7 protein-coding genes are annotated in these 5454 nt (G+C 71.9%); 1 reads left to right on the plus strand and 6 read right to left on the minus strand.

Annotated elements, in window-relative coordinates:
* Window positions 1-246: 246 nt before the first annotated feature.
* From rplT to infC, 3 genes are all read right to left on the minus strand, one after another.
* On the minus strand, window positions 247-630 hold the full coding sequence (gene rplT, locus BIV24_RS30870) for a 50S ribosomal protein L20 (RefSeq protein ID WP_004002577.1): 384 nt from the start codon (window positions 628-630) through the stop codon (window positions 247-249).
* A gap of 95 nt (window positions 631-725) precedes the next feature.
* Window positions 726-920 carry a 50S ribosomal protein L35 gene (gene rpmI, locus BIV24_RS30875; protein WP_007829094.1) on the minus strand — a complete coding sequence of 65 codons (195 nt, stop codon included), beginning with the start codon at window positions 918-920 and terminating at the stop codon, window positions 726-728.
* A 138-nt stretch (window positions 921-1058) separates the two neighbouring features.
* Window positions 1059-1772, minus strand: a complete 714-nt coding sequence (gene infC / locus BIV24_RS30880) for a translation initiation factor IF-3 (RefSeq protein WP_079168677.1) — start codon at window positions 1770-1772, stop codon at window positions 1059-1061.
* Between the two features lie 358 nt (window positions 1773-2130).
* On the opposite strand from infC, the gene BIV24_RS30885 reads away from it, so the two are divergent.
* Window positions 2131-2517 (plus strand): DUF1844 domain-containing protein, encoded by a 387-nt coding sequence (locus BIV24_RS30885; RefSeq protein ID WP_071369765.1) that lies wholly within the window; start codon window positions 2131-2133, stop codon window positions 2515-2517.
* A gap of 9 nt (window positions 2518-2526) precedes the next feature.
* Here BIV24_RS30885 and BIV24_RS30890 read toward each other — a convergent pair whose 3' ends face one another.
* The 3 genes from BIV24_RS30890 to BIV24_RS30900 all read right to left on the minus strand — a co-directional run.
* Window positions 2527-3258, minus strand: coding sequence for an SseB family protein (locus BIV24_RS30890; protein WP_071369767.1), 732 nt, complete (start codon window positions 3256-3258; stop codon window positions 2527-2529).
* Between the two features lie 78 nt (window positions 3259-3336).
* On the minus strand, window positions 3337-4506 hold the full coding sequence (gene mycP / locus BIV24_RS30895; RefSeq protein WP_071369766.1) for a type VII secretion-associated serine protease mycosin: 1170 nt from the start codon (window positions 4504-4506) through the stop codon (window positions 3337-3339).
* On the minus strand, window positions 4503-5454 hold a 952-nt coding region (locus BIV24_RS30900; protein WP_425442611.1), incomplete at its 5' end, for a hypothetical protein. The genes mycP and BIV24_RS30900, both read right to left, overlap by 4 nt.

Here is a 5454-nt window from a genome sequence, read left to right on the forward strand (position 1 = left end):
GAGCGGGGGGAGATCAGCTCGGGGGTGGCGGGGGACATAAGGGCTCACCTTCGAAACGTACGGGTGCTGGGATCTCGTTTCCGCCGCGACGGCGCCTGCTGCCCGGGCAGGCGAGACGGCGGATACCGGCGGTGCCGAACCGCCCGGTGCGACGCGCGGCGTGCGACGGGTGCCGCGGACATGAACGGACCCGCAGGCCGCGTGAGCCTGCGGGTCCGTTCGTGTCCGGCTAGAGCCGGCGCAGCGTCACGCCGCCTTCGGCGCGTTCACGTCCGACGGCAGCGCCTTCTGCGCGACCTCGACGAGCGCGGCGAACGCGCCCGCGTCGTTGACGGCCAGCTCCGCGAGGATCTTGCGGTCGACCTCGACGTTCGCGGCCTTCAGACCCTGGATGAAGCGGTTGTAGGTGATGCCGTTGGCGCGGGCGGCAGCGTTGATGCGCTGGATCCACAGCTGACGGAAGTCGCCCTTGCGCTTCTTGCGGTCGTTGTAGTTGTAGACCAGCGAGTGGGTGACCTGCTCCTTGGCCTTGCGGTACAGGCGCGAACGCTGACCGCGGTAGCCGGAGGCCTGCTCGAGGATCGCCCGGCGCTTCTTGTGGGCGTTGACTGCCCGCTTGACGCGTGCCACTTGTTAACTCCTTGTAGCGGGGCCGCGGGTGAACTCACGCGGCCCGGAATCGATTGGGTCCCGGTCCAGACGTACGGCGCTCACGCGCCGCCGCGTCACTTGCCGAGAAGCTTCTTGATCTTCTTGGCGTCGCCCGGGGCCATCTCGGCGTTGCCGGTGAGGCGACGCGTCAGTCGGGACGACTTGTGCTCGAGCAGGTGGCGCTTGCCGGCGCGCTCACGGAGCACCTTGCCGGAGCCGGTGACCTTGAAGCGCTTGCTGGCACCGCTGTGCGACTTGTTCTTCGGCATAGCGCCGTTCTCTCCTCGTCGGGTGGCGCTCCGGTGCCCGGTCACGAAAACCGGGCACGATAGAGCGTCGCTCTTGTATCGGTTACATCCTGGGACTGGCGTCCCGGGTCTTGCGCCCGGGGCAAGCACACCCCGGGATCACGCCTCGGCGGGCTCCTCGGCGGGCGCCTCAGCGGGCGCCTCAGCCTCGGCAGGGTTCTGCGAGCGACCGGGGTTGGCCTTCGCTTCCGCCTTGCGGGCCTCCTGCGCCTGACGGGCCTCGGCCATCGCCTCGGTCTTCTTCTTGTGCGGACCGAGAACCATGATCATGTTTCGGCCGTCCTGCTTCGGGTTCGACTCGACGAAACCGAGGTCCTGGACGTCCTCCGCGAGACGCTGCAGCAGTCGGTAGCCCAGCTCGGGCCGGGACTGCTCGCGACCACGGAACATGATCGTGATCTTGACCTTGTCGCCCTGCTTGAGGAACCGGACGACGTGACCCTTCTTGGTGTCATAGTCGTGCGGGTCGATCTTCGGCCGGAGCTTCATCTCCTTGATGACCGTGTGCGCCTGGTTCTTGCGCGCCTCACGGGCCTTCATGGCCGACTCGTACTTGAACTTCCCGTAGTCCATGAGCTTGCACACGGGCGGACGGGCGTTCGCCGCGACCTCGACCAGGTCCAGGTCGTACTCCTGCGCAAGCTCCAGGGCCTTGGCAAGCGGCACAATGCCTACCTGCTCGCCGCTGGGACCGACAAGTCGCACCTCGGGAACGCGAATCCGGTCGTTGATGCGGGGCTCGGCGCTGATGGATCCTCCTCGGTAGCACCTTACGGCCGCCTGGCTGGACAGCCGCGTATGTCCGGTTGACATGGGACCAACCATCGCGGCGCATGAAAAATGCCCCGGACGGGACACAGGCGGGACTCCGAGCTTTCCGGAGCACCGCCGCGGTGTGCCGCGGGGCGCGTTTCGGACGACTCCATCGACCGTGCGGAGTGATGGTGGTCGTCTGACCGGTGACCCGCCGTCCCGGAGGACGGCCAGGTGGGAGATCGGAGCCTCCACTTGTGGGCCGGGCACTGCCGTGTCCGGCCGGTCGTCACACAAGGCTAGCAGCTCCCGGGGACTGGTGCGAACCGGCGTCCGCCGAGCCCTGGCCGCCCCGGATCCCGGCCCGCACGGGCTCCTGTGCGCAGGAGGCCGGACGCCTGGGCCTATCGTGGAGGCCATGAGTGACACCTCCCCCGCGCAGGCCCCGGCCTCCACGGCTGCCCCCGACAGCCCCGACTTCGACAGCATGACCCGCGACATCGCCGAGGTCCCCGCGGTCGAGGTGATCGTGACGGTCGCCGTCAACCTGATGAGCGCCGCCGCCGTGAAGCTCGGCCTGACCGAGGAGGGCGACGCGCACAAGGACCTGGACGAGGCCCGCAAGCTGGTGCACGCGCTCGCCGGCCTGCTCGACGCGAGCGCGACGGAGATCAGCTCCTTCCACGCGGCCCCGCTGCGCGACGGTCTGAAGTCGCTCCAGCTGGCGTTCCGCGAGGCGTCGATCGTCCCGGACGAGCCGGGCCAGGGCCCCGGTGAGAAGTACACCGGGGCGGTCTACGGCTGATCCGCCGATTCACCCACGCACGAACAGGGGCTCGCCCGGCGGCGTCGCCTCGGCCGGCAGTACTGCCAGGTCGAGGCCGCGCACCAGGCGGGCCCTCAGTGTGTCGTCGGCGGCCATGCGCTGCGCCACCGCCTGGGCGGCCTCGGCCGGGGCCGCGGCGGAGTCCAGGACGAGCGCCAGAATGCCGTCCGCCTGTCCCGGGCCGAGGTAGGCACGCACCACGGCGGGCTCGGCGGCCACGGCGGCGCGTACGGCGTCGGCCACGGCCGGGTCGGCGAGCGGATCGGTCGTCGTACGGCCCTCCGCGAGTGCGAGCAGTGCGTGTCCCGTCAGCTCGAAGGGCACCGGCCCGGACATGTCCAGCACGATCGTGTCGGCCTTCTCGTGCAGGGCGGCCTGCAGAGCCTGCTCCATGGGCACGGCGACGGGGCGCGCCGCGGGATCCCAGAGGGCCAGCGTGTCGGTGGACGTGAAGGCGGGCAGGGCGGTGCGGCCGCCGGCCTTGAGGGTCGGCACGGCCATCTCGCTGGTCTTCTCCCGCCGCAGCCCGTTCTCGTCCTCCTCGACCTCGCCGAGCACGGCGACGACGGGGACGAGAAGCCGCGTGCCCTTCAGGGCCTCCAGGACGGGTGCCACGGCGGTCCTGTCCTCGGCCCAGGCGGCGAGCGCCGCGCTCAGCCGGGGATCGGCGGAACCGTCGTCGTCGGAGTAGCCGGGGTAGGGAATGTTCAAGTTCGCCACGGTCACCGACCCTATCGGGGGCTCTCTGCGGGGCTTGCGCCGACCCTGTCCGGCAGCGGTCACCGCAGGGGCGTGCCCTCAGGGGGCGGGGCGCGTCCGATTGCGGCCCCGCCACAGCACCACCGACGACACCAGCAGCACCGCGCCGAGGGCGCCCGCGAGCAGGCCCGCCCAGCCGGCGGACGTCGCCTTGACGGCCCTGTCCGGGCCGGGGCCGAAGTACTTCCGGCCGTACGCCGCCGGGTGCAGCCCCTCCGGTTCGAGGTGTGCCGCCGCCTTGACGGCCGCCGCGGGGTCGATGAAGCCGAATCCGCGGGAGTCGTCGCGGCCGCCGGTCGGGGCGTGGCGGGCGGTCTTCTCCAGGAGTTGCTTGATCTGGGCCGGGGTCAGGCCCGGATGCGCCGCCCTGATGAGCGCGACGGCTCCGGAGACGAACGCGGACGCCGCGCTCGTGCCCCAGCCCTCGTAGTACTTGCGGTCCGGATCGGCGATGACGACGTTGACGCCGGGCGCGCTGACGGTGGCGTACCAGCGGCGGGTGGAAAAGGCGGCGCGGGTGCCGTAGCGGTCGACGGCGGTCGCGGCGATGACGCCCGGGTAAGCCGCCGGGTACGAGATGTGGTCGCCCTTCTCGCCGCCGTTGCCGGCCGAGGCGACGACGACGGCGCCCTTCTTGAGGGCGTACTGCACGGCCTCGTCCTCGGCCGCTTCGGGGTGCGCGGAGTCGGAGTCGTCACCCAGGGAGAGGTTGATGACGTCCGCTCCGTGGTCGGCGGCCCAGCGGATGCCCTCGGCGAGGGCGTTGCCGCGGGTTTTGCGGGCCTGCGCACGGGCCGGGTCGCCGTCCTCCAGGATGACGCGGACCGGGAGGATCTTCGCCTCGGGGGCGATGCCCATGACGCCGTCGGCATTGCCGATGCCATGGCCGTGGCCGGCGATGATGCCGGCCATCGAGGTGCCGTGCCGGGCCCAGGCACGGTCGCCGCGCCGGGCGCCGAAGCCCACCATGTCCTTGCCCTCGAGGATGTTGCCGGACAGGTCGGGGTGGGTGGCGTCGACGCCGGTGTCGAGGACGGCGACGGTGATGCCCTTGCCCTCGGTCGTCTTCCAGACCTCATGGGCGTGCAGGGCGTCCAGCGCCCACTCCTGGGCCCGTATCCCGTCGGCGTGGGCCGCGGCGGAGGGCAGCAGGGCAAGGGTGCCGGCGAGCAGGGCGGTGAGGAACCGGGCACCGGCCTTGCGGGTCATGACGGCTTCTCCGTGGCCGAGGTGACGGTTCGGTTAAGGCCCGCCTCGATGCGGTCGGCAAGGCCTGTCGCCTCGTTGCCGAGACCCGATTGGGCGGGGACCGTGGTGGCGCCGCTCTTCATGGCCTCCGCGGCGGACTGGGGTTCGGTGACGGTACGGCCGTCGGCGAAGCCGGAGACGGCGTAGACGACGACGGGGACGTCCGTGCGGACCGAGATCGTCCAGGAGGCGCGCTGGGCATCGCCGAAGCCCGCGGCAACGGTGTCCCGCGCGGCGTACGGACGGGGCATCAGATCGGTGCGCCTGTCGAGGCTCTCGTCCTTGAACTGGCGCTTCAGGGCACCCATGGCGGCGGCGTCGGCCCGGGTGAACAGCAACCCGACGGTGGTGACATGGCTGCGGGTCGCGTCCGTGTAGGTGGCGCGCAGCAGCCGCAGACAGCCGACGGGGGCGAGAGCCCTGCCGAGGAGGGGGTCGAAGGCACCCTTGCAGCCGCTGTCGGGGGCGACGGCGACGCGCGTCCAGGCGCGGCCGGCGCCGCCGGGGCCCGCGCCGGGTCCGTCGAGGGTGGGCGGGAAGAGGCGGTCGACGGGCACGCTGTGCCACAGGCTTCCGGTCACGGCGTACGCGCTCCGCGTTCCGTCTCCGGAGCCGTCGCCGATGAGCCAACTTCCGGTCATGGCACCGCCGATGAGCCCGAGGCCGAGAACCAGGCAGGCGGCGGCCGCGGTGGTCCGGGTCCGCAGCCGGACGCCGAAGGTTCGCGGGCGGACGGTGTCGGTGTCACGTGTGTCGGGCCGGGCGAAGGTCACGAAGGGGCGGGTGGCCTCGGCGGGCCGCGCAGCCGTCCCCATGCCGTCCCCGGCGAGCGGGGGGATGCGCGGGGGCGGTACGGCGTACGCCCCTGTGCCCGCGGGAACGCCGGTGGCCGGCGGTGCGTCGGGGAAC

Origin of the sequence: Streptomyces colonosanans, from assembly GCF_001866645.1 — a bacterium.
In the GTDB taxonomy this organism is placed as follows: domain Bacteria; phylum Actinomycetota; class Actinomycetes; order Streptomycetales; family Streptomycetaceae; genus Streptomyces; species Streptomyces colonosanans.